Genomic DNA, 22,843 nt, shown 5'->3' on the forward strand with positions numbered 1-22,843 from the left:
GTCCGGCGGCCCCGGCGGGCCGCCGGACGTTCCGGTCAGGCGTCGACGAGCTCGCCGCTCGGCTCGCCGGCCGCCACCGCGGGCAGCTCGCCCGGCAGCTCGACGTGGGCGCCGAGGTCGCGCAGCTTGTCCATGAAGTTCTCGTAGCCGCGGTTGATCAGGTCGATGCCGTGCACGGTCGAGGTGCCCTCGGCCGCCAGCGCCGCGATCAGGTACGAGAAGCCGCCGCGCAGGTCCGGGATGACCAGCTCGGAGCCGATCAGCTTGGACGGGCCGGAGACCACCGCGGAGTGCTGGAAGTTCCGGGCGCCGAAGCGGCACGGGGTCGCGCCCAGGCACTCGCTGTAGAGCTGGATGTGCGCGCCCATCTGGTTCAGCGCACCGGTGAAGCCCAGCCGGGACTCGTACACCGTCTCGTGGACGATGGACAGGCCGGCCGCCTGGGTCAGCGCGACGACCAGCGGCTGCTGCCAGTCGGTCTGGAAGCCGGGGTGCACGTCGGTCTCCAGGGCGATCGCCTTGAGCTCGCCGCCCGAGTGCCAGAAGCGGATGCCCTCGTCGTCCACCTCGAAGGCGCCGCCGACCTTCCGGAAGGTGTTGAGGAAGGTCATCATCTCCAGCTGGCGCGCGCCGCGGACGTAGATGTCGCCCTTGGTGGCCAGCGCCGCGCACGCCCAGGAGGCGGCCTCCAGCCGGTCCGGCAGCGCCCGGTGGTTGTAGCCGCCCAGCTCGTCGACACCGGTGATGAGAATGGTGCGGTCGGTGCCCAGGGTGATGATCGCGCCCATCTTCTGCAGCACGCAGATCAGGTCGACGATCTCCGGCTCGATGGCCGCGTTGCGCAGCTCGGTGACGCCCTCGGCGAGGACGGCGGTGAGCAGCACCTGCTCGGTCGCGCCGACCGAGGGGTAGGGCAGCTCGATCCTGGTGCCGCGCAGCCGCTGCTGGGCGACCAGGTAGGTGCCCTGCGGGTGCTTCTCGATGGTGGCGCCGAACTGGCGCAGCACCTCGAAGTGGAAGTCGACCGGACGGCCGCCGATGTCGCAGCCGCCCAGGCCCGGGATGAAGGCGTGGCCGAGGCGGTGCAGCAGCGGGCCGCAGAAGAGGATCGGGATGCGCGAGGAGCCGGCGTGGGCGTCGATGTCGGCGACGTTGGCGCTCTCCACGTGCGAGGGGTCGAGGATCAGCTCGCCGTCCTCGTCGCCGACGCGCACGGTCACGCCGTGGAGCTGCAGCAGTCCGCGGACCACCTTGACGTCGCGGATGTCCGGGACGTTGCGCAGTCTGCTGGGGCCCTGGCCGAGCAGGGCCGCGACCATGGCCTTGGGGACCAGGTTCTTCGCACCGCGGACGCGGATCTCGCCTTCGAGCGGGTTTCCGCCGTGGACCAGCAGGACGTCGTCGGTCATCGTTCTCGCAATCCGGGGTGCCAGAGGAGTGGGGCGGGCTCGGCGACGAGCCGGGCGGTGGAGCGTTTCACGGGCGCGTCGGGCCCCCGGTGTGACCGAGTCGGCACCGTGGAGGGGCGTCCACCATCAGTAGATGGTAGTGGTCGTGCCGATGGTTCCTGTGTGCCTCTCCCGTGATGGTGCTCTCCCCGGGTCCGGGGACGCGCGCCGGTGCGTCCGTACGGGTGTTCGTGGCGGGCGGTGCCGGGCGGGACCGGGTGGGCCGGGTGGCCGGGGCGGTCGCCGTTTCGGGTGCCGTCGCCGGGGGTTCTGCGGGATCATGTGAGGCATGACGGCGGCCCATTCGCACGGAGGCCGGTCCCACACCGGCCGTCTGCTCGTCGCGACGCCCGTGCTCACCGACCCGAACTTCGCCCGGGCGGTGGTGCTCCTCCTCGACCACGACGCCGAGGGGGCGCTCGGTGTCGTGCTGAACCGGCCGACGCCGGTCGAGGTCGGCAGTGTGCTGGACGGCTGGGGGGTGCTGGTCGGCCTGCCCGCAGTGGTGTTCCAGGGCGGTCCGGTGGCGCTGGACTCGGCGCTCGGCCTGGCGGTGGCGCCGGGGGAGCCGGGCACCGGGGAGCCGCTCGGCTGGCGCCGGGTGCACGGCGCGATCGGCCTGGTGGACCTGGAGGCGCCGCCCGAGGTGCTGGCCGGGGAGCTCGGGGCGCTGCGGATCTTCGCCGGCTACGCGGGCTGGGCGCCCGGGCAGCTCGAGTCGGAGATCTCCACCGGCGCCTGGTACCTGGTGGACTGCGAGCCCGGGGACATCTCCAGCCCGGAGCCGGAGCGGCTGTGGCGTGCGGTGCTGCGCCGCCAGCGCGGGCCGCTGGCGCTGCTCGCGACCTATCCGGACGATCCGACCCTGAACTGAATCCGGCTCCGAATCGAAGGTGCGCCGTCGCGGCGGCGCCGCGACACTGGCCCGCTTCTCCGGGGCGCCCATAGACTTGGCACTCATGAGCACTCTTGAGCCCGAGCGCGGCCTCGGCACCGGCACCCTGGTCGAGCCCGTCCCGCAGGTGTCCCACGGGGACGGCGACCACGAGCGCTTCGCGCACTACGTCCAGAAGGACAAGATCATGGAGAGCGCACTCTCGGGATCCCCCGTGGTGGCGCTCTGCGGCAAGGTGTGGGTGCCCGGTCGCGACCCGAAGAAGTACCCGGTCTGTCCGATGTGCAAGGAGATCTACGACGGCATCGGCAAGCCGCAGGACGGGGACGGCGACAAGGGCAAGTAGCCCGCGTCCCGCGCGTTCCGCACACCACCGTTTTGCATGGTGCCGCGTTTCCCGAGTGGTCTATGCCACTGGTCGGGGCCGGGGCAGGATGGCGCAATGGACCTCATCCCTGCCCCCGTGAGTTCCGTCCGCCTCCCGGACCAGGACTTCCCGCTCGACCGGACGACCACCCTGACCGCGCCGCCCGAGCTGGCCGGGGCCGAACGGTGGCTGCGTTCCTCGCTGACCGCCGCCACCGGCCTGCCGCTCGCCCCGGGGCGGCCCGGCGAAGGCGTCGAACTGCTCCTCGACGCGGCGCTCGCGGACGAGGCGTACCGGCTCTCGGTGCGCCCCGGCCACGCGGTGATCACCGCCGGCGGTCCGTCCGGCGCGCTCTGGGGCGCCCAGACGCTGCGCCGGCTGCTCGGCCCGGACGCCTACCGGCGCGCGCCGCTGCGCCCGTCCGGCTGGGTGCTGCCCGGCGTCGACCTCACGGACGGGCCGAGGTTCGGCTGGCGCGGGGCGCTGCTGGACGTCGCCCGGCACTTCCTGCCCAAGTCGGACGTGCTGCGCTTCGTCGACCAGCTGTCCGCGCACAAGCTCAACGTGCTGCACCTGCACCTGACCGACGACCAGGGCTGGCGGGTGGAGATCAAGCGCTACCCCGGGCTCACCGAGCGGGCGTCCTGGCGCGAGCGCTCGATGGTCGGCTACCGGTCCGCCGGGCGCCGCGACGACCGCCCGCACGGCGGCTTCTACACCCAGGACGACCTGCGCGAGATCGTCGCCTACGCGGCCGAACGGGCCGTCACGGTGGTGCCCGAGATCGACCTGCCGGGCCACACCCAGGCCGCCGTGGCCGCCTATCCCGAGCTGGGCAACGCCGACGTGGTGGACACCGCGGCGCTCGGGGTGTGGACCGACTGGGGGGTCAGCCAGAACGTGCTCAACCCCTCCGAGGCCACCCTGCGGTTCTTCGAGGGCGTGCTGGAGGAGGTCCTGGAGATCTTCCCGTCCGAGTTCGTCCACCTCGGCGGCGACGAGTGCCCGAAGGAGCAGTGGAAGGACAGCGCGGCCGCGCAGGCGCGGATCCGCGAGCTGGGCCTGAGCAACGAGGACGAGCTGCAGAGCCACATCATCCGGCACTTCGACCGCTGGCTGGCCGAGCGCGGCCGCCGGCTGATCGGCTGGGACGAGATCCTGGAGGGCGGCCTGGCCGGGGGCGCCGCGGTGTCGTCCTGGCGCGGCTACGGCGGCGGGATCGCCGCCGCGCAGGCCGGGCACGACGTGGTGATGTGCCCCGAGCAGCACGTCTACCTGGACCACCGGCAGGCGCCGGGGGAGCGGGAGCCGATCCCGGTCGGCTTCGTCCGCACCCTGGAGGACGTCTACCGGTTCGAGCCGGTGCCGGCCGAGCTCCACGAGGAGGCGGCGCGCCGGGTGATCGGCACCCAGGCGAACCTGTGGAGCGAGTTCATGGACAGCGCCCGGGACATCGACTACCGGGCCTTCCCCCGGCTCGCGGCCTTCGCCGAGGTCGCCTGGTCCGCGCTGCCCGCCGATCCGGCCGCCCGCGACTTCGCCGGCTTCGAACAGCGGCTGGCCGGCCATCTCGAGGTGCTGGACGCGCTCGGCGTCGAGTACCGGCCGGCCGGCGGGCCGCACCCGTGGCAGACCCGGCCGGGCGTCCAGGGCCGGCCGATCGACGGGCCCCCGCCGGCGGCCTGATCCGGACGGTCCGCGGGAACTTCCGGGTGGGCGTCGGACGTCAAGAAGAGATGAACATCCGACCCGGTCCGAACCGGACCGGGTCGGATACCGCCCGGTATCGGTCTCAAACGGGCAGTACCGTTCGCCCGTCCCGAAATGATCATCGAGCATTGTGTGCCAGAGTTGCCCAACCCGGCCCGATCGCCCGTACCCTACGGGCCAGGCCGGACTGCCGGAGCGGACACCCCGGTCCAGGGGCCGCGGGCGGCAGGCGATCGATGAGCAAGTGGAGCACGGTGGGACCCAGGTGAACCGGACGATCATGCTGCCGGCCTCCCTCGACGAGGCCGTCGAAGCGCTGGCCGCTCACCCGGCCGCGGTGCCGGTGGCCGGCGCCACCGACCTGATGGAGGCCGTCAACGCCGGCCGCCTCCGCCCCGCCTCGCTGGTCGGCCTCGGCCGGATCACCGAACTCCGCGGCTGGCGCTACGAGGACGGCGGCACCGCGGTCCTCGGCGCCGGGCTGACCCACGCCCGGATGGACCGCCCGGACTTCGCCGCGCTGATCCCCGCGCTCGCCGACGCCGCCCGCACCGCCGGCCCCCCGCAGGTCCGCAACGTCGGCACCCTCGGCGGCAACATCGCCACCGCCGCCCCGGCCGGGGACACCCTGCCGGTGCTCGCGGCGCTGGAGGCCAGCGTCACCCTGGCCCGGGCCGGCGCCACCCGCGAGGTCCCGGTCAGCCACCTGCTGACCGGTCTCGACCCGCTGCGGCCCGGCGAACTGCTCACCTGGGTGCGGGTCCCGCTGCTGCACGCCCCGCAGGTCTTCCTCAAGGCCACCGGCCGCAGCGGCCCGGCCCGCGCCACCGCCTCCGTCGCCCTCGTCCTGGACCCCGCCCGACGCGCCGTCCGCTGCGCCGTCGGCGCCGTCGCCCCGGTGCCGCTGCGGCCCATGGAGGCCGAGGCCTGGGTGGCGGGCTGCATCGACTGGGACGGTTCGCGGGAGATCGACCCCGCCGCGACCGCGGCCTTCGGTGAGTACGTGGCCGCCGCCTGCGTCCCCGACGGATACGGCGCGGAGGGCGCCTGGGAGGCCGTCACCGAGGGGCCGAGCGCGGCCGCCGTCCGTCTGCGGCGTACCGTATCCGTGCTGGCCCGCCGGGCACTGGGAAGGGCGCTCAAGTGACCACAGACCACCCGATCGAGGCCCTGGACGCGGGGCTGCTCGACCACGCGCACGACCACGCGCCGCAGGTCAGCCGGGAGCTGCGGCCCACCACCTCGTACACCCTGCGGGTCAACGGCTTCGAACGGCCCGTCACGGACGCCTGGATCGGCGAGAGCCTGCTCTACGTGCTGCGCGAGCGGCTGGGCCTGGCCGGCGCCAAGGACGGCTGCGAGCAGGGCGAGTGCGGGGCCTGCTCGGTGCAGGTCGACGGCCAGCTGGTGGCCGGCTGCCTGGTGCCCGCCGCGCTCGCCCAGGACAGCGAGATCAACACCGTCGAGGGCCTGTCGGCCGGCGGCGGCGCCAGCGACGTCCAGCAGGCGCTGGCCGAGTCCGGCGCCGTGCAGTGCGGCTACTGCGTGCCCGGCCTGGCGATGGCCGTGCACGACCTGCTCCAGCGCAACCACCGGCCCACCGAGGTCGAGGCACGCCAGGCGCTGTGCGGCAACCTCTGCCGGTGCACCGGCTACCGGGGCGCGCTGGCCGCCGTGCAGACCGTCGCCGACGCGCGCGCGGCGGCGGCGACCGGGGCCGCGGAGACCACCGCCGAGGGGGCCGCGGCCGGCCCGGCGGACCGGGCCACCGCACCCGCCGCCTCCGGGCCGGTGCCCGCGACCGCCCCGGCCGGGCCGCCGACCGCCGACCTGCCGGTCTACACCGAGGACGCCTGGATCGAGCACGTCCCGCAGCCGCGCGCGGAGCAGGCCGGCAGCACGGACCCCACCGGCACCGGCACGGGGCACGGCGCCCCCGGCCGACACGGTGCTCCCGACGGCTCCGGCGCCCCCGACGGCCGGGGAGGCTACGAAGGGCAGGGCGGCTACGAAGGCCAGGGCGGCTACGACAGCGGGGTGTACGACACCGCCGTGCTGGCCCCGGTCCGGGACGTCCCGGCGCAGCAGGCCGACGGGTCCACCGGGTTCTACCCCGCCCAGGGCTACCCCGAGCAGCAGCAGCCGTACCCCGGCGCCACCCCGGCGCACGGCACCTACCTGCCCGGGACCGGCTACCCCGACCAGGGCGGCTACCCGCAGCAGCCCGGCTACGACAACGCCTCGGCGTACGACGGCCCGGTCTACGAGACCCCCGCCACCCCCGCGCACGGCACGCCGTACATCCCCGCACCGCACGGCGCCCCGGCCGAGGGCACCGCCCCGGCCGGCGTCCCGTACGGCGCCACCCCCGCCCACGGCATCCGGCTCCCCGAGGACGACCACGCATCATGACGTCGCCTACCGACATCGGCGCAGCACTCCAGCAGGACGGCGACGCGGGCGGCGCGACAGAGCCGTTCGGGCTGGGCAGCTCACCCCTGCGCAGCGACGCCCTGCCCAAGGCGCTCGGCATCTACCCCTACGCCGCCGACCTGTGGGCCGAGGGCCTGCTGTGGGGCGCGGTGCTGCGCTCGCCGCACCCGCACGCCCGGATCCTCGGCATCGACACCTCGGCCGCGCTGGCCCTTCCCGGTGTGCATGCGGTGGTCACGGCCACCGACCTGCCGGCGGGGCCGGACGGCAGCCCGGACGGCGCGCCGTCCGGACCGATCGTCGCCGACCGCCCGGTGCTGGCCGCCGGGGTGGTCCGCCACCACGGCGAGCCGGTCGCCGCGGTCGCCGCCGACCACCCCGACACCGCCCGGCTCGCGGTCGGCCTGATCGTCGTCGAGTACGAGCCGCTGGAGGCCGTCACCGACCCCGAGCAGGCCTTCACCGCCCCGCCGCTGCACCCGGACGGCAACCTCTTCCGCCATCTGCCGCTGCGCACCGGCGACCCGGAGGCGGCCGGCGAGATCATCGTCGAGGGCCTGTACCAGGTGGGCCGGCAGGATCCGGCCCCGCTCGGTGCCGAGGCCGGCCTGGCCGTGCCGCGCCCGGACGGCGGGGTCGAGCTGCACCTCTCCTCCACCGACCCGCACGGCGACCGGGAACGCACCGCCGCCTGCCTGGGACTGGAGCCGGACCGAGTCCGGCTGGTGGTCACCGGCGTGCCCGGGGCCACCTCCGACCGCGAGGACCTCTCCTTCCAGGTCACCATGGCGCTGCTGGCGCTGCGCACCGGCCGTCCGGTGAAGATGACGCTCACCCGCGAGGAGTCCTTCCACACTCACACCTCGCGGCACCCGGCGCTGCTGCGCTACCGCCACCACGCGGACGCCGACGGCACGCTGGTGAAGGTCGAGGCGCAGATCCTGCTGGACGGCGGCGCCTACGCGGACGTCTCGGCCGAGGCGCTGGCCGCCGCCACCGCCTTCTCGGTCGGCCCGTACAACTGCCCCAACGTCTTCGTGGACGCCTGGGCGGTGCGCACCAACAACCCGCCGGCCGGCCGGATGCGCGGCGAGGGCGCGCTGCAGGCGTGCTTCGCCTACGAGTCGCAGCTGGACCAGCTGGCCGCCCGGATCGGGGTGGACCCGGTGGAGGTCCGCCGGCGCAATGTGATGGCGACCGGGGACCCGCTGCCCACCGGACAGGCCGTCACCTGCCCGGCGCCGGTGGCCGCGCTGCTGGACGCCGTGGCCGCGGAGCCGCTGCCGGCGCTGCCGGTGGACGACCCGGACGCCGAGTGGCTGCTGCCGGGCGGGCCCGGCGGGGCGGGCGACCCGGCCGCGGTGCGGCGCGGGATCGGCTACGCGCTGGGCATGGTGCACATGCTGGGCGCCGAGGGCGAGGACGAGGTCGCCACCGCGACGGTGCGGGTCAGCGGCGACCATGCCACGGTGATCTGCGCCGCGGTCGACGCCGGCCAGGGCTTCGCCACGCTGGCCCGGCAGATCGTGCAGAGCGTGCTGGGCGTCAGCGAGGTGTACATCGCGCCCGCCGACAGTGACCAGGCGGTGGCCGGGCCGTCGGCCCGGGGCCGGCACACCTGGGTGTCCGGCGGTGCGGTCGAGCGGGCCGCGCTGATGGTCCGCCACCAGCTGCTCCAGCCGATCGCCACCGACTTCGGGATGTCGGTCGAGCTGCTGCAGATCGCCGAGGGCAAGATCACCTCCTACGACGGGGTGCTCGGCATGCCGGTGGCCGAGGCGCTGGAGGGCAAGGAGCTGTGGGCGACCGCGCAGTGCCGGCCGCACCCGACCGAGCCGCTGGACGAGGCCGGGCAGGGCGACGCCTTCGTCTCCATCGCGTTCTGCGCGATGCGCGCGGTGGTGGACGTGGACATCGAGCTGGGCGCGGTCCGGGTGGTCGAGGTGACGGTGGCCCAGGACGTCGGCCGGGCGCTGAACCCGCGACAGATCGAGGACCGGATCGAGGCGGGGGTCGCCCAGGGCGTCGGCCTGGCGCTGCTGGAGGACCTCCGCACCGAGGGCGGTCTGCTGGCCAACCCCTCGCTGACCGGCTACCGGCTGCCGACCGCGCTGGACACTCCGGAGATCCGGGTCGCCGCCCTGCTGGAGGAGCGTGACGTGGTGGCTCCGTTCGGGGCCAAGGCGGTCAGCGCGGTGCCGGCCGTGACCGCGCCGGCGGCGGTGGCCGCGGCGGTCCGGGCCGCCACCGGCCTGCCGGTGGGCCGGCTGCCGATCCGCCCGCAGGACGCCGTCACCGGCTGAGCCGCCGGCCCCGGCAATTCCGCATTCCGCGGAATTGCCCGGGGCCCGCGCTTTTCGTTCGGAAAGCACGACGAATTGCCGGGCGGCGCCTTTTCGGGCCGGACCGGCAATTCGTCTTCGTGGAGGCCATGACGGGAATCGAACCCGTGTGCACCGCTTTGCAGGCGGTTCCCTAAACCACTCGGGCACACGGCCGTGGGTGGGGCTGGTGGTGCGGCTGGAACTGCGGTGCGCTCAGGCGCGGCGGCAGCAGCGACAGGCGGGACAACACCGGGGAGCGGTGGTGCAGGTGCGGGGCGCGAGGGCCGCCGTCCTCCTGTCCATGTCCGACTCCTGTCGTCGTTCGCCGTGTTGGTGAATTCAGTCTGGCGGAATGCCGGGCGGAGCGTCAATATCCTTCTGTAAATTCTGTGTGGCGGGATTCCCGGCCGGGTGTGCTACGGTCGGGAACAGGTGGCCCTTCGCGGGCCGCCCCGGACGAGTGCGTCGTACCCGGTCACGACAAGACGGCGCAGTGACAGCGGCAACCAGGCCGCTGCCGACTGCGGAGGTACGACCGTCATGGCTTGGCTCGTTCTGATCATTTCCGGCGTCCTGGAGACGGTGTGGGCGGTGGCCCTGGAGAACTCCAGGGGTTTCTCCCGCCTGGTCCCGACCGTGGTGTTCGGTGTCGCGCTGGCCCTCTCGATGGGCGGACTGGCGTACGCGATGCGCTCGATCCCGATCGGCACCGGCTACGCGGTCTGGGTCGGCATCGGCGCGGTGGGTACGGCGCTGTACGGCATGACCGCGCTCGGTGACACGGCGTCCCTGGCCCGGATCGGCTGCCTGCTCCTGATCGTCTCCGGCGTGGTGGGCCTGAAGGTGCTGCACTGAGCCCGCACTGAGCCCCGCCCCGCACTGAGCCCCGCGCCACACTGAGCCTCGCCCCGCACTGAGCCCCGCGCCGCCGCTGATCCTTCGGTCCTAGGGCCGGAGGAGGAGTGGGACCGCGACCAAGGTCAGGGGCCATTGGGCCAGATGCGCCTTACGATCATACGTATGACCACAGCCTCCCCCGTGTCGGCCGACACCGCCTCCGTTCCGATACCGACCGACCCCGGCGGAGGGGTCATGGGCGACCGCTTCCGGGCGCTGACCCTGGGCATCGTCTCGGTGGTCCTGGTGATCGCCTTCGAGGCGACGGCCGTCAACACCGCGATGCCGGTCGCCGCCGGCGAACTCGACGGCTTCGGGCTGTACGCCTTCGCCTTCTCCGGCTACTTCACCACCACCCTGTTCGCCCTCGTGGTCTCCGGCCAGTGGTGCGACCGCAGCGGCCCGCTGCGGCCGCTGTTCACCGGCATCGCCGTGTTCGGCGCCGGTCTGCTGGTGGCCGGGGCGGCACCCGGGATGTGGATCTTCGTGGGCGGCCGGGCGCTCCAGGGCCTCGGCGGCGGCCTGGTGATCGTCGCCCTGTACGTGGTGGTCGGCCGGGCCTACCCCGAGCGGCTGCGGCCCTCGGTCTTCGCGGCCTTCTCCGCGGCCTGGGTACTGCCCTCGATCGTCGGCCCGCTGGTCTCCGGGGCGGTCACCCAGCACATCGGCTGGCGCTGGGTCTTCCTCGCCGTACCGGTGCTGATCCTGCTGCCGCTCGCGGTGATGGGCCCGGCGCTGCGTCGTTCGGAGCGGGAGCAGCCGTTGCTCAGGGGGGCCGCGTTCGACCGCCGCCGCACCGGGCTGGCCGCGATGGCCGCGGTCGGGGCCGGGCTGCTGCAGTACGCGGGCCAGCGGCTCGACCTGCCCGGTCTGCTGCCGGCCGCGGTGGGCGCGGCGCTGCTGCTCCCGGCGGTGCTGGGGCTGCTGCCGGCCGGGACGCTGCGGGCCGGGCGCGGGCTGCCGACGGTGATCCTGCTGCGCGGGGTCGCGGCCGGGGCGTTCTTCGCGGCCGAGGCGTTCATCCCGCTGATGATGAGGACCGAGCGCGGCCTCTCGCCGACGCTGGCCGGCCTCACCCTCACCAGCGGCGGCCTGTCCTGGGCGCTGGGCTCCTGGATCCAGGGCCGGCCGGGGGCGGAGCGCTACCGGGCGCTGATGATCCGCGGCGGTTTCGTGCTGACCGCCGTCGCCATCGCGGGTGCGGCGCTGGTGCTGGTCCCCGGGGTGCCCGCCTGGGTGGCGGCGGTGGCCTGGGGCGTCGGCGGGATCGGCATGGGCCTGGCGGTGGCGAGCATCAGCGTGCTGATGATGAAGCTGTCGACGCCGGAGGACGCCGGGGCCAACTCGGCCTCGCTCCAGGTGAGCGACGCACTGGGCAATGTGCTGCTGATGGGTCTGGCGGGGGTGCTGTTCGGGGCGCTGGGCGGGGGCTCGGTGGCCGCCGCCCACGACGGCGCCGCGGGCGCCGGTTCGACCGGCGCCTTCGCGGTGATCTTCGGGGTCATGGCCGGGGTGGCGCTGCTCGGCGCCCTGGCCTCCGGCCGGGTCCGCAAGGCCGCCTGACCGGGCGACACCCGCCCGCCGCGAGCCCCCTCCCGCAAACGGGCGACACCCGCCCCGAGCCGAAGGGGCGCGCCGGTGCCGAAAGGGAGAAGCGAGGAGGCCCCTGAGGAACGAAGGGGCATCGGAGCGCCGACCGTCGGCACCGGAGCAGAGCGCCCCGGAGGCGAGCGGGCGACAATCAGAAGGTCTCCCAGCCCCCGGCCGGTGCCTGGCCGGGGGCGAGGCCCTGCAGCTTGCGCAGCAGTGCCGGCTCCTGGGCGTCCAGCCAGTCGACCAGCTGGCGGAAGGACACCATCCGCACCTCGGGGCGGTCGGCGATCGCCTTGATCACCTCTTCGACGGCGTTCATGTAGATGCCGCCGTTCCACTCCTCGAAGTGGTTGCCGACGACGAACGGGGCGCGGTTGGTGGTGTAGGCGCGCTCGAAGCCCATCAGGTAGGCGTCCCGGGCCTGGGTCTGGAAGCCGGGGTGGAGCGCCGGGTCGGCCTTGGTGTTGCTGCCGCACTGGTTGTACATGATGTTGTAGTCCATCGAGAGCACCTGGAAGGTGTGCCCGGGGAAGGGGATGGACTGCAGCGGGAGGTCCCAGAGCGCGCCGCCCTGGATCTTCTGCGGCCACACCTGGGTCCCGTTGCCGCTGCTGTCGTAGCGCCAGCCGCGCCGGACGGCGGTGGGCAGCAGGTTGCGCTGGCCCTCCAGGCAGGGGGTGCGGCTGCCGATCAGCTCCTTGCGGTAGTCGAAGGGCAGCGCCGGCAGGTCGGTGAAGCCGGTGTTGGTCCGCCAGTTCGTGACGAAGCCCATCGCCTGCTCGATCTCGCTGTCCCACTCCTCGGCGGACCACTTGCCGACGCCGGTGGCGCCGCAGAAGTGCCCGTTGAAGTGGGTGCCGATCTCGTGCCCCTCCAGCCAGGCGGCGTGCAGGTTCTCCAGGGTGTCGTGGATGTGCTGGTTGCTGAGGTAGCCGATGTCGGAGGCGCCGGCCTTGTGCTGCGGCGGGCGGTAGAGGTCCTTCTTCGCCTCGGGCAGCAGGTAGAGGCCGCTGAGGAAGAAGGTCATGGACGCGTTGTGCTCCCGGGCGAGCCGGCGGAAGCGGGCGAACAGGCCGTTGTCGAGCTCGGCGGCGCCGTCCCAGGAGAAGACCACGAACTGGGGCGGGCGCTGGCCGGGCCGCAGCGGTTCGAGGGCGGGCTGGTTCGGCTGCGGGCCGGTGTCCGAGGTGGAGCCGTCGCCGATCAGGGTGACCGGGGGCTTGGCGGCCTCGGTCGGGGCCGTCGCGTGGTCCTCGGCCGGGGTGGCCGGGACCGGGGCCGGAGTGGTCGCCTGTCCGCCGTCGGGGTCGGTCCGGCTCGCGCAGCCCGCGGCGAGGCTCGCGGCGCCGGCGGCACCCGCGGCCAGCAGGGTGCGGCGGGAGAGGGCGTCCATGGTCACTCCGTTCGTGGGGCGTGCGCGGGGCAGGGCACGGCAGGCGCGCGCGACCGTCCGCCGGACCACGGTCCGGTGGGACAAGTGCGGTGATAAGCCTGTGAACGGGGCCAGCATGGCATGTGATCGGAAGCGGTCATTGATCCACCACGAACGGTCGGAACTCATCGCCCGAAGGATGCAACCGTGATGACGTTCCTGAGTGTCAGATGAGGAGATCGTCACTGCATCGGACAACCGCCAGGTGGCCGGAGGGTGGCGGCACGGTGACGAGTCACCCGCACGGACCATGTCGGGCCCCTGACCCCTGCCGAACGGGGGGAGCGAGTACGACCATCGTATGGATGTGGCATAAGGTCCGATCCGGTTGCATTGTTCTCAGACATCTCCCAGAAACCGGCAACCGTTCGACGTCAGCAGAGGGGAGCGCCGGTGGGCGCCCAGCAGAGCAGGAGCCCGTGGCCGGGTACCCTGGCGGTCGGCGCCGCGCTCGTGCTGGGTGCGTGGCTGCTCACCGACGGCGGTCACGCCGCGCTCCCCCCGGCCCCCGGCAGCGGGCAGGCCCTCACCGGCTTCGCCCCGGTCTCCGTGGTGCCGGCGCTCGGCCCCTCCCGGCCGACCAGGATCCGGATCCCGGCCGTGCGGCTCGACGCCCCGGTCACCGGCCTCGGCCTCGACCGGGACGGCCACCTCCAGACCCCTCCCGAGGAGGACCGCAACCTCGCCGGCTGGTACCGGGACGGCGCCACCCCCGGTCAGCGCGGCACGGCGATCATCGCCGGTCACGTCGACAACCACAGCGGGCCCGCCGTCTTCTACGACCTGGGCGCGCTGCACCGCGGGGACCGGATCGAGATCCTCCGAGAGGACGGCCGCACCGCCGTCTACCAGCTCTACGCCATCGAAGTGCACGACCGAAAGGACTTCCCGGACGACCGGGTGTACCGCCAGGCCGCCGACGCCCAGCTGCGGGTGATCACCTGCGGCGGGGGCTACAGCGAGGAACGGGGCTACGACGGCAACGTCGTCGCCTACGGCTTCCTGGCCGACACCAGGCGTTCGGGGACGAACGTATGACCACCGTCTCCCTCGCCCTGAGCTGGAACCCGATCGACTGGCCGCTGACCCGCGGCCCGATCCCGCGCGCCGTCCTGCTGGCCGGCTGGGGTTCACTGCTGTTCCTCGCCTGCTACGCCCGCACCCGCGGGTGGTGGCGCCGCCGACTGCCCGCGGCCCTGGTCACGGCGGCGGCGCTCAGCCTGCTGCTCGACACCGCCGTCGACGACTGGTGGCACCCCTTCCCCGAAGGGACCCCGCACTACGTCACCTGGTGGATCGCCGTCGGCCTGCTCGGGCTCTCGCTGGTCGCCTTCCGGATGCGCGGCACCACACTGCGCCGCAAGCTGCTGGCCGTCGCCGCCGGGGCCCTGGTGCTGCTGATGGCCTCCTCCCAGGTGAACCGGGGCTTCGACCAGTACCCGACCGGCCGGGTGATGCTGGCGCCGTGGCTGGAGAAGACCCAGGAGCTGACCACGGGGAAGGCCGCCAACACCATCGGCCGGCCGCCCGGCAAGGTGCTGGAGGAGGTCTGGCAGGCGCCGGCGGACCTCCCGAAGAAGGGCACGGTCTCGTCCGTCGCCGTTCCGGGCGCCAAGTCCGGCTTCGAGTCCCGCGACGGGTACGTCTACCTGCCGCCGGCCTACCAGGCCACCCCCCGGCCGCTGCTCCCGGTGGTCGTGCTGCTGGCCGGCCAGCCGGGCACTCCGGGCGACTGGGTGTTCGGCGGCCAGATCGCCGACTCCCTCGACGCCTTCGCCGCCGAGCACCACGGGCTGGCCCCGATCGTGGTGATGGTCGACCAGCTGGGCTCGACCTGGAACAACACGCTCTGCCTCGATTCCAAGATCGCCAATGTTCAGACCTTCCTGGCCGAGGACGTGCCGGCCTGGGTGCACGCCAACCTCCAGACGGCCGAGGGCCGCAAGAACTGGGTGATCGCCGGTGCCTCGATGGGCGGCACCTGCGCGCTCCAGCTCGCCGTCAACGCACCCGAGGTCTACGGCTCGTTCCTCGACATGTCCGGTCAGGACGAGCCCACCCTCGGCACCCGGGAGGAGACGGTCCAGGCGGCCTACGACGGCGACGAGGCGAAGTTCGCCGCAGTCGACCCGCTCCAGGTGATGGCGCGGAAGAAGTTCCCGGACACCGCGGGGGCCATCGTGGTCGGCCGCGACGACGACGAGTTCCGGCCGCAGCAGGAGAAGGTGTACCGCGCGGTCGTGGAGGCGGGAATGCAGGCCAAGTTCGACCTCATGCCCGGCGGGCACGGCTGGATCATCTTCCGGCCCGGCATCGCCGACCAGTTGCCCTGGCTGGCACAGCAGACCGGGATGACCCGGTGACCCTGCTCGGCGCCGCCCCGGGAGTCGCCGCCGAGCAGGAGCAGAGCCGCGGCGGGGGACAGTCGCGCCTGCTGGTGCCCCGGCCCTTCCGCATCGGGTCCGGCTCCAACCGCGCCGACGCCGCGCCCGCCGACGCCGGCGCTCCGGGCCCCGGCGCGCCCGCGCCGCGGCCCCCGCGGCGGATCGCCCGCGCGGCCGCCGGGCTCGCCGCCCGGCTGGCCACCCGGCTCGGCCGGGCCCCGCTGACCCTGGTGCTGCTGGTCGGCCTGTGGGCCGTCGGCGCCGCCACCGGCAGCCTCACCCGGGGGCCGTCCGGCGCCCTGCTGGAGCAGGTGGGCATCGGGCGGCCGACCCTCCACGCGGGCCGCTGGTGGACGCCCCTCACCTCGCTGTTCTGGTGCTCCGGCATCGGCGCCTACGTCTTCACCAGCCTGCTGCTGCTCCTGGTCGGCCCCGCCGCCGAGCGCCGCCTCGGCCGGCTGCGCACCGTCGGGGTGCTGGTCGCCGGTCAGCTGGCCGGCGTCATGGCCGGGACCGTCGCGGTCGCCGTCGGCGCGCGGCTCGGCGAGCAGTGGACCCTCTCGATAGCCGGCCAGACCGCGGTCGGCCCCGGCGTCGGCCTGTTCGCGCTGGCCGGCGTGCTCGGCTACCGGCTCACCGTGCTCTGGCGCCGGCGGCTGCACCTGCTGGTACTGCTGATGCCGCTGGTGATGACGCTGTACGTGGGGCACCTGCAGAGCGTCCAGCGGTTCAGCGGGGCACTGGTCGGCCTGGCCGCCGGCGCGCTGCTGTTCCGCCGCCGCCCGCACCTGCGCTCGCACCGCTCCTCCCACACCGAGACCCGGGTGCTGGTCGCGCTCTGCCTGGTCGCCGCCGCGCTCGGCCCGATGATCGCCTCGTTGTACGACAACGCGGCCGGCCCGTTCAACACCTTCTCCGAGATCTACCTCTCGCACCGGCTCACCCCGGACGAGGTCGCCGACTTCTGCTCGGTCTCGGCCCACGACTGCGCCCGCGCGCACGCCGTGCAGCGGATCTTCGACACCCCGGCCCGGCTGATGGCCACGCTCTTCCCGGCCCTGCTGCTGGTGCTCGCCGAGGGCCTGCGCCGCGGCCTGCGGTTCGCCTGGCGGATCACCATCGCCACCGAGCTGCTCTGGACCGCGATGCTGGTCGTCCTGTTCGCGGAGACCAGCACCGGTTCGAGCGACGTCCTCCAGTACTTCGTCGAGGCGCTGCTGCTGCCGATGGTCACCGTCGGTCTGCTGCTGGCCACCCGCAAGCGCTTCACGCTGCGGCTGCCGCGCGCGGTGCTCGGCCGGCTGTTCGCGGTGGTCGGCGGGGCGCTGGCCGTCGCCTCCGCCGCCTACACCGGGCTGGGCGTGCTGGCCGCCGGGCAGTTCGAGCCGGGCGCGACCTTCCGCGGGCTGCTCCACGGGCTGCCGGCCCAGTTCCTGCCGCCCGCCTACAACGACCTGCTGCCGGACTACCCGATCGCGGTCGGGCGGTTCGCCCGCGCCCTGGAGACGTACTGCGGGCTCGGCTTCTGGGCGGTCGCGCTGGCCGCGCTGCTGCTGACCTTCCGCCGGCCGGTGGTCCAGGTCGCCGCCGAGGACGCCGCCAGGGCCCGGGCGCTGCTCACCGAGCACGGCGGCGGCACGCTGTCCTTCCTCACCACCTGGGACGGCAACCACTACTGGTTCGACGAGGACGGCCGGGCCGCCGTCGCCTACCGGGTGCTGAACACCGTGGCGCTGACCACCGGCGACCCCTTCGGCGACCCGGCCGCCCGGGACCGCGCGGTGGCCGGCTTCGCCCGGTACTGCGACGCCCGGGGCTGGACGCCGTGCTTCTACAGCGTCACCCCGCAGACCCGGGCCGCGGCCGGGGAGCTCGGCTGGCGCTCGCTCCAGGTCGCCGAGGACACCGTGGTCGCCCTGCCCGACCTCGCCTTCACCGGCCGCAAGTGGCAGGACATCAGGACCGCGCTCAACAAGGCCGGCAAGCAGGGCATCACCGCCGAGTGGTGGTCGTACCACGAGGCACCGCTGGCGCTGAAGGAGCAGATCCGGGCCATCTCCGAGGAGTGGGTCTCCGAGAAGGGCCTGCCCGAGATGGGGTTCACGCTCGGCGGCCTGGAGGAACTGGACGACCCGGCGGTGCGGCTGCTGCTCGCGATCGACGAGGACCGCGGCGTGCACGGCCTGACCAGCTGGATGCCGGTCTACGAGAACGGCGAGCCGGTCGGCTGGACGCTGGACTTCATGCGGCGGCGCTCGGACGGCTTCCGCGGCGTCACCGAGTTCCTGATCGCCTCGGCCGCGCTCGGCTTCAAGCAGGAGGGCGCGCGGTTCCTCTCGCTGTCCGGCGCGCCGCTGGCCCGCTCGGAGAAGGAGCCGCCCACCGGGCTGCAGAAGACCCTGGACTGGCTGGGCCGGGTGCTGGAGCCGGTGTACGGCTTCCGCTCGCTGCTCGCCTTCAAGGCGAAGTTCCAGCCCGAGTACCGGCCGATGTACATGGCGTACCCGGACCCGGCGGCGCTGCCCAGCATCACCCGGGCGATCGGCAAGGCGTACCTGCCGCACCTCACGCCGACGCAGGGTGTGCGGCTGATGCGCAAGCTGTCCTCCTAGCCCCGTCGTCCGGAACGCCGGCCGCCCGGGACTTCGGTCCCGGGCGGCCGGCGTTCGCGTGCGCGCGGCCGGGCCGGCTCAGCCGAGCAGCTGGGCGAGGGCGCGGTCGGCGTCCAGGTGCAGGTGCTCCTCGCCCTCGGGCACCAGCAGGCGGCTGCGCCACAGGAAGCGCCGCAGGTCGGTGGTGTCGAACCGGACCAGTGCGGTGCCCTCGGGAGCGCGCAGCTCGACCAGGGTGTTCCGGCCGGGCCCGGGCCGCACCTGCACGTCGCCGACGCCGGAGGGCAGCTCCAGGCCGCCCGCGAGCAGCCGGCGGGCGAAGACCCAGACGATGTCGCCGGCCTCCGGCTCCGCCAGGTCGGCGGGTCCGTCCAGCGAGTACTCGGCGGGGAAGGCCATCCGGACCGCGAGCGGGTCGTCCGTCCGGTAGGTCAGGGTGACCCGGAGCCGGGCGGCCCGGTGCGCGGACAGGATCAGTCGGGCCTGGACGGTCTCTTCGGCGGTGGCGTGCACGGCGCTTCCCTTCGCTGGTGAGACCGCGGCGGGCGGTGGAGGGTGGAGCGGCCTCACCCCGTAGAGAGGCGGTGGGAGGGGTTCCGCTTACGCGGGTTTCCCGGAATTCCACTGTGATCCACCTCACGTCGATTTCCGGCCGCACCTGCCCCGGGCAGGGCGGACGCCGGCCCGGCCCGGCCCCGCCGTGGCCGCCCGAACGGCGCCGGGACCGGTACGCTGGGTGGGTTGTCCGAACGCCGTCCGACCGTGGATCGGGGCCGCGAAACCGCCTCTGACCTGCGATGATCCCCCCTCGGAGACCGTGAGTACTGCCGCCGCCCCGATGCCGCTCTTCTCCGACGCGAACGAGTCGCACGCGCCCGTCCGGGCCGTCGGCCAGGCCGCGCCGACCTCCTCGCACCAGCTGTCCCCGGCCTTCCCCGGCCGTGCCCCCTGGGGTACCGCGGGCAAGCTCCGGGCCTGGCAGCAGGGCGCGCTGGACAAGTACATCGAGAAGCAGCCGCGCGACTTCCTCGCCGTCGCGACCCCGGGCGCCGGTAAGACCACGTTCGCGCTGACCCTGGCCTCGTACCTGCTCCACAACCACCTGGTGCAGCAGATCACCGTGGTCGCGCCGACCGAGCACCTGAAGAAGCAGTGGGCCGAGGCCGCCGCCCGGATAGGCATCAAGCTGGACCCGGGGTACTCCTCCGGGCCGCTCTCCCGGGAGTACCACGGCATCGTGGTCACCTACGCGGGCGTCGGCGTGAACCCGATGCTGCACCGCAACCGCACCGAGGCCCGCAAGACGCTGGTCATCATGGACGAGATCCACCACGCCGGTGACTCGAAGTCCTGGGGCGAGGCCTGCTTCGAAGCCTTCGAGCCGGCCTCCCGGCGCCTCGCGCTGACCGGGACGCCGTTCCGCTCGGACACCAACCCGATCCCGTTCGTCCAGTACGAGGCCGGGGGCGACGGCATCCGCAAGTCGGTCGCCGACTACACCTACGGCTACGGGCACGCGCTCGCCGACCACGTCGTCCGTCCGGTGATCTTCCTCTCCTACAGCGGCAACATGCGCTGGCGCACCAAGTCCGGCGACGAGCTGGAGGCCCGGCTCGGGGAGCCGATGACCAAGGACCTCATCGCCCAGGCCTGGCGCACCGCGCTCTCCCCGCAGGGCGAGTGGATCCCCTCCGTACTGCAGGCCGCCGACCGCCGGCTCACCGAGGTCCGCAAGGCCATCCCGGACGCCGGCGGCCTGGTGATCGCCACCGACCAGAACGTGGCCCGCGCCTACGCCAAGATGCTGCGCGAGATCAGCGGCGAGAAGGTCACCCTGGTGCTCTCCGACGAGACCGAGGCCTCGCAGCGGATCTCCGACTACGCGGCCGGGACCTCGCGCTGGATGGTCGCGGTCCGCATGGTGTCCGAGGGCGTCGACGTGCCCCGGCTGTGCGTCGGCGTCTACGCCACCTCGATCTCCACCCCGCTGTTCTTCGCCCAGGCCGTCGGCCGCTTCGTGCGCGCCCGCAAGCGCGGCGAGACCGCCTCCGTCTTCCTGCCGACCGTCCCGATGCTGCTGGGCTTCGCCAATGAGATGGAGCTCCAGCGGGACCATGTGCTGGACCGGCCGAAGAAGGAGGGCGAGGGCCTCTTCGACGAGGAGGACCGGCTGCTCGCCGAGGCCGAGCGGGCCAACGACGGCCCGGACGGCGCGGGCGGGGACGAGTTCTCCTACGAGGCGCTGGGCTCCGAGGCGGTCTTCGACCGGGTGCTCTACAACGCCATGGAGTTCGGGATGCAGGCGCACCCGGGCAGCGAGGAGGAGGAGGACTACCTCGGCATCCCGGGCCTGCTGGAGCCGGACCAGGTGCAGATGCTTCTGCAGAAGCGCCAGCACCGACAGATCCAGCGGAGCAAGGGCAAGCCGGCCGAGGAGGCCGACCTGCTGGAGCTGCCGGCCGAGCAGCGGCCGGTCGTGACCCACCAGGAGCTGCGGGAGCTGCGCAAGGAGCTGAACGCGCTGGTGGCCGCCTGGCACCACCGCACCAACCAGCCGCACGGCACGGTCCACAACGAGCTGCGCCGGCAGTGCGGCGGTCCGCTGACCGCGCAGGCCACCGCGAATCAGCTGCGGGCGCGGATCGCCAAGATCCGGGAGTGGGCGAAGTAACGATCCGCCGGGGCCGCTGGATTCGTTGGGGCTGACGGGGGCTGACGGGGGCTGACGGGGCTGACGGGGAGGTCGCCAGGTCGGCGTTCCGGGGTGCTCCGGGGGCCGTTCCGGGTCGCTCGTCCGCGCCCTCCGGTTCCGGGTATCTGTCCGGACTTCGGACTGTGCTCGAACTTGTGCCCGGTCAGGCCGGGCGGAATGCGGTTGTTCGTCCGCTTCTGTCCGGCCGGGCGGAATTGATCTTGACCGAATTTTGGACAAACACTTCCGCCGCCGCATTTCCTTCACTACCTTTCCCCCACGCTCTCTCCCGCCGGGCAACCCCCGTGGGACGGGCGCCGCAGGGCCCCAGGACGTCAAGGACGACACACCGCGGCCCTGGCGCGGCCACCCCCCTGCGCGCGACCACCGAGTCCCGGACCGGCCAGCCGATCCGCGACCGCCGCGGAAAGGAATTGCGCGTCGTGACTGCAGAGACCTCCCAGACCCTGGACCGTGGTGTCCGGGTCCTCAAACTCCTCGCCGACTCGGAACGCGGACTCACCGTGACCGAACTGGCGGCCCGCCTCGCCGTCAACCGGACCGTCGTCTACCGGCTGCTGGCCACCCTGGAACAGCACGGGCTGGTCCGCCGGGACATCGGCGGCCGGGCCCGGGTGGGCCTGGGCGTGCTCCGGCTCGCCCACCGGGTCCACCCGCTGCTGCGCGAGGCGGCGCTGCCCGCGCTGCGCAGCCTCGCCGAGGACCTGGGGGCCACCGCCCATCTGACCCTGGTGGACGGCAACGAGGCGCTCGCGGTGGCCGTCGTCGAACCCAGCTGGACCGACTTCCACGTCGCCTACCGGACCGGGCTGCGCCACCCGCTCGGGGAGAGCGCGGCGGGCCGGGCGATCCTGGAGGCCCGGACCTTCCCCAGCCAGCGCCGGCCGGAGCAGGGCTTCGTCATCACCCGGGCGGAGGAGCAGTCCGGCGCGTCCGGCGCCGCCGCGGCGCTGCTCGGACTGAGCGGCATCGAGGGCAGCGTCGGCGTCGTGATGCTGAACGGGCTGGTCCCGGAGCGGGTCGGCCCCCGGGTGGTGGAGGCGGCCACCGAGGTCGCCGACGCGTTGCGCTGACCGCCCCGGTCCGGGTGGGCCGTTCGGGTGGCCGTGTGCGTGCCCGTCGGACGGCCCCGGTGTGTTTGGATGCCTCTGTGTCCGACACCAAGCTGCCCACGGCCCTGACCTCCCCCCGGACCCGGGCCCTCGCGCTCTGCGGCGCGACGGTCGCCGCGCTGTTCGGGGTGGCCGCCTTCGTCCCGCTGCCCTACACGCTGACCTTCCCCGGCGTGACCGCGGACACCCTCGGCAGTTACCAGGGCCGCCCGGTGCTCACCGTCACCGGCGCGCCGGTCCGCGCCACCGAGGGGCAGCTGCGGATGGTGACCATCTCGGCGACCAACCCCGGGGTGCGGACCACGCTGTGGCGCTCGCTGCAGGCCTGGTTCGACGAGGACGAGGCCGTCCGGCCCAGCGAGACCGTCTACCCGCAGGGCGACCCGGCCAAGGCCAACGAGGTCACCGCGCAGCAGATGGCCGAGTCCCAGGACGCGGCCACCACGGCCGCGCTCGGCTACCTCCAGCTGTCGCCCGCGCAGGTGAAGGTCAAGGTCGACCTCGGTGACATCGGCGGTCCCAGTGCCGGGCAGATGCTCGCGCTCGGCATCGTCGACAAGCTCCGCGGCGACGGCAAGGGCGGCGACCTCACCGGCGGGCTGACCGTCGCCGGCACCGGGACCATCGACGACCAGGGCGTGGTCGGCCCGGTCGGCGGTGTGCCGCTCAAGACCCAGGCGGCGGCGCGGGACGGCGCGACCGTCTTCCTGGTGCCCAGGGACGAGTGCTCGGACGCCAAGGTCAACCTCCCGGCGGGGCTCCGGCTGGTGCCGGTCGGCACGCTCGGGGAGGCCGTCTCCGCGCTGGAGGCGCTGCGGACGGGTGGCGCCGTTCCGGGCTGCTGAGCCGCTGGGCTGCTGAGTCGCTGGGACTACTGGGCCGCCGGTGCTCGGGTCGTCGGGTTGCTCGGGCCGTCGGGCTAC

General features: G+C 73.8%; 17 protein-coding genes, 1 tRNA gene and 1 riboswitch. Of the genes, 14 read left to right on the forward strand and 4 right to left on the reverse strand.

What is annotated here, in order from left to right; genetic code table 11:
* Positions 1–35 precede the first annotated feature (35 nt).
* Entirely contained in the window at positions 36–1,409 is a 1,374-nt protein-coding gene (gene murA / locus SM793_RS02225; protein ID WP_320436265.1) for a UDP-N-acetylglucosamine 1-carboxyvinyltransferase, read from the reverse strand.
* Positions 1,410–1,737: 328 nt separating this feature from the next.
* Between murA and SM793_RS02230 the strand changes: the two genes are divergently transcribed.
* From SM793_RS02230 to SM793_RS02255, 6 genes are all read left to right on the forward strand, one after another.
* Positions 1,738–2,322: a YqgE/AlgH family protein gene (locus SM793_RS02230; RefSeq protein WP_030394273.1), complete on the forward strand. Its 585-nt coding sequence runs from the start codon at positions 1,738–1,740 to the stop codon at positions 2,320–2,322.
* 85 nt (positions 2,323–2,407) lie between these two features.
* Entirely contained in the window at positions 2,408–2,689 is a 282-nt protein-coding gene (locus SM793_RS02235; RefSeq protein ID WP_030394272.1) for a DUF3039 domain-containing protein, read from the forward strand.
* A gap of 96 nt (positions 2,690–2,785) precedes the next feature.
* Entirely contained in the window at positions 2,786–4,396 is a 1,611-nt protein-coding gene (locus SM793_RS02240; RefSeq protein ID WP_320436266.1) for a beta-N-acetylhexosaminidase, read from the forward strand.
* Positions 4,397–4,700: 304 nt separating this feature from the next.
* On the forward strand, positions 4,701–5,567 hold the full coding sequence (locus SM793_RS02245; RefSeq protein ID WP_320436397.1) for an FAD binding domain-containing protein: 867 nt from the start codon (positions 4,701–4,703) through the stop codon (positions 5,565–5,567).
* A complete protein-coding gene (locus SM793_RS36320) occupies positions 5,564–6,832 on the forward strand; it encodes a 2Fe-2S iron-sulfur cluster-binding protein (protein ID WP_413815857.1) in 1,269 nt (422 codons plus the stop codon). The genes SM793_RS02245 and SM793_RS36320 overlap by 4 nt, the downstream gene beginning before the upstream one ends.
* On the forward strand, positions 6,829–9,156 hold the full coding sequence (locus tag SM793_RS02255; RefSeq protein WP_320436267.1) for a xanthine dehydrogenase family protein molybdopterin-binding subunit: 2,328 nt from the start codon (positions 6,829–6,831) through the stop codon (positions 9,154–9,156). The genes SM793_RS36320 and SM793_RS02255 overlap by 4 nt, the downstream gene beginning before the upstream one ends.
* A gap of 120 nt (positions 9,157–9,276) precedes the next feature.
* On the opposite strand, the gene SM793_RS02260 is transcribed toward SM793_RS02255, so the two are convergent.
* Positions 9,277–9,351, reverse strand: a tRNA-Cys gene (locus SM793_RS02260).
* A gap of 255 nt (positions 9,352–9,606) precedes the next feature.
* Positions 9,607–9,672: riboswitch (guanidine-III (ykkC-III) riboswitch) on the forward strand.
* Between the two features lie 45 nt (positions 9,673–9,717).
* Here SM793_RS02260 and SM793_RS02265 point away from each other — a divergent pair.
* Positions 9,718–10,032: a DMT family transporter gene (locus tag SM793_RS02265; protein WP_320436268.1), complete on the forward strand. Its 315-nt coding sequence runs from the start codon at positions 9,718–9,720 to the stop codon at positions 10,030–10,032.
* A 165-nt stretch (positions 10,033–10,197) separates the two neighbouring features.
* A complete protein-coding gene (locus tag SM793_RS02270) occupies positions 10,198–11,637 on the forward strand; it encodes an MFS transporter (RefSeq protein WP_320436269.1) in 1,440 nt (479 codons plus the stop codon).
* A 178-nt stretch (positions 11,638–11,815) separates the two neighbouring features.
* On the opposite strand, the gene SM793_RS02275 is transcribed toward SM793_RS02270, so the two are convergent.
* A complete protein-coding gene (locus SM793_RS02275; RefSeq protein WP_320436270.1) occupies positions 11,816–13,060 on the reverse strand; it encodes a hypothetical protein in 1,245 nt (414 codons plus the stop codon).
* Between the two features lie 432 nt (positions 13,061–13,492).
* On the opposite strand from SM793_RS02275, the gene SM793_RS02280 reads away from it, so the two are divergent.
* The 3 genes from SM793_RS02280 to SM793_RS02290 are packed head-to-tail and all read left to right on the forward strand — an operon-like array spanning position 13,493 to position 18,095.
* The gene (locus tag SM793_RS02280; protein WP_320436271.1) at positions 13,493–14,137 is read left to right on the forward strand and encodes a class F sortase; all 645 of its coding nucleotides are present in this window, start codon (positions 13,493–13,495) and stop codon (positions 14,135–14,137) included.
* Positions 14,134–15,462, forward strand: a complete 1,329-nt coding sequence (locus SM793_RS02285) for an alpha/beta hydrolase (protein ID WP_320436272.1) — start codon at positions 14,134–14,136, stop codon at positions 15,460–15,462. The genes SM793_RS02280 and SM793_RS02285 overlap by 4 nt, the downstream gene beginning before the upstream one ends.
* Entirely contained in the window at positions 15,459–18,095 is a 2,637-nt protein-coding gene (locus SM793_RS02290; RefSeq protein WP_320436273.1) for a rhomboid family intramembrane serine protease, read from the forward strand. Before SM793_RS02285 ends, SM793_RS02290 begins: the two co-directional genes overlap by 4 nt.
* Before the next feature lie 78 nt (positions 18,096–18,173).
* On the opposite strand, the gene SM793_RS02295 is transcribed toward SM793_RS02290, so the two are convergent.
* Positions 18,174–18,608, reverse strand: a complete 435-nt coding sequence (locus SM793_RS02295; protein ID WP_320436274.1) for an SsgA family sporulation/cell division regulator — start codon at positions 18,606–18,608, stop codon at positions 18,174–18,176.
* Positions 18,609–18,933: 325 nt separating this feature from the next.
* Between SM793_RS02295 and SM793_RS02300 the strand changes: the two genes are divergently transcribed.
* The 3 genes from SM793_RS02300 to SM793_RS02310 all read left to right on the forward strand — a co-directional run bounded on the left by SM793_RS02300 (position 18,934) and on the right by SM793_RS02310 (position 22,765).
* Entirely contained in the window at positions 18,934–20,766 is a 1,833-nt protein-coding gene (locus SM793_RS02300) for a DEAD/DEAH box helicase (protein ID WP_320436398.1), read from the forward strand.
* Between the two features lie 464 nt (positions 20,767–21,230).
* On the forward strand, positions 21,231–21,881 hold the full coding sequence (locus SM793_RS02305; protein WP_030308168.1) for an IclR family transcriptional regulator: 651 nt from the start codon (positions 21,231–21,233) through the stop codon (positions 21,879–21,881).
* 77 nt (positions 21,882–21,958) lie between these two features.
* Entirely contained in the window at positions 21,959–22,765 is an 807-nt protein-coding gene (locus SM793_RS02310; protein ID WP_320436275.1) for a S16 family serine protease, read from the forward strand.
* The last annotated feature ends 78 nt before the right edge of the window (positions 22,766–22,843 follow it).

Origin of the sequence: Kitasatospora purpeofusca, from assembly GCF_034043715.1 — a bacterium.
Classification (GTDB): Bacteria; Actinomycetota; Actinomycetes; order Streptomycetales; family Streptomycetaceae; genus Kitasatospora; species Kitasatospora purpeofusca_A.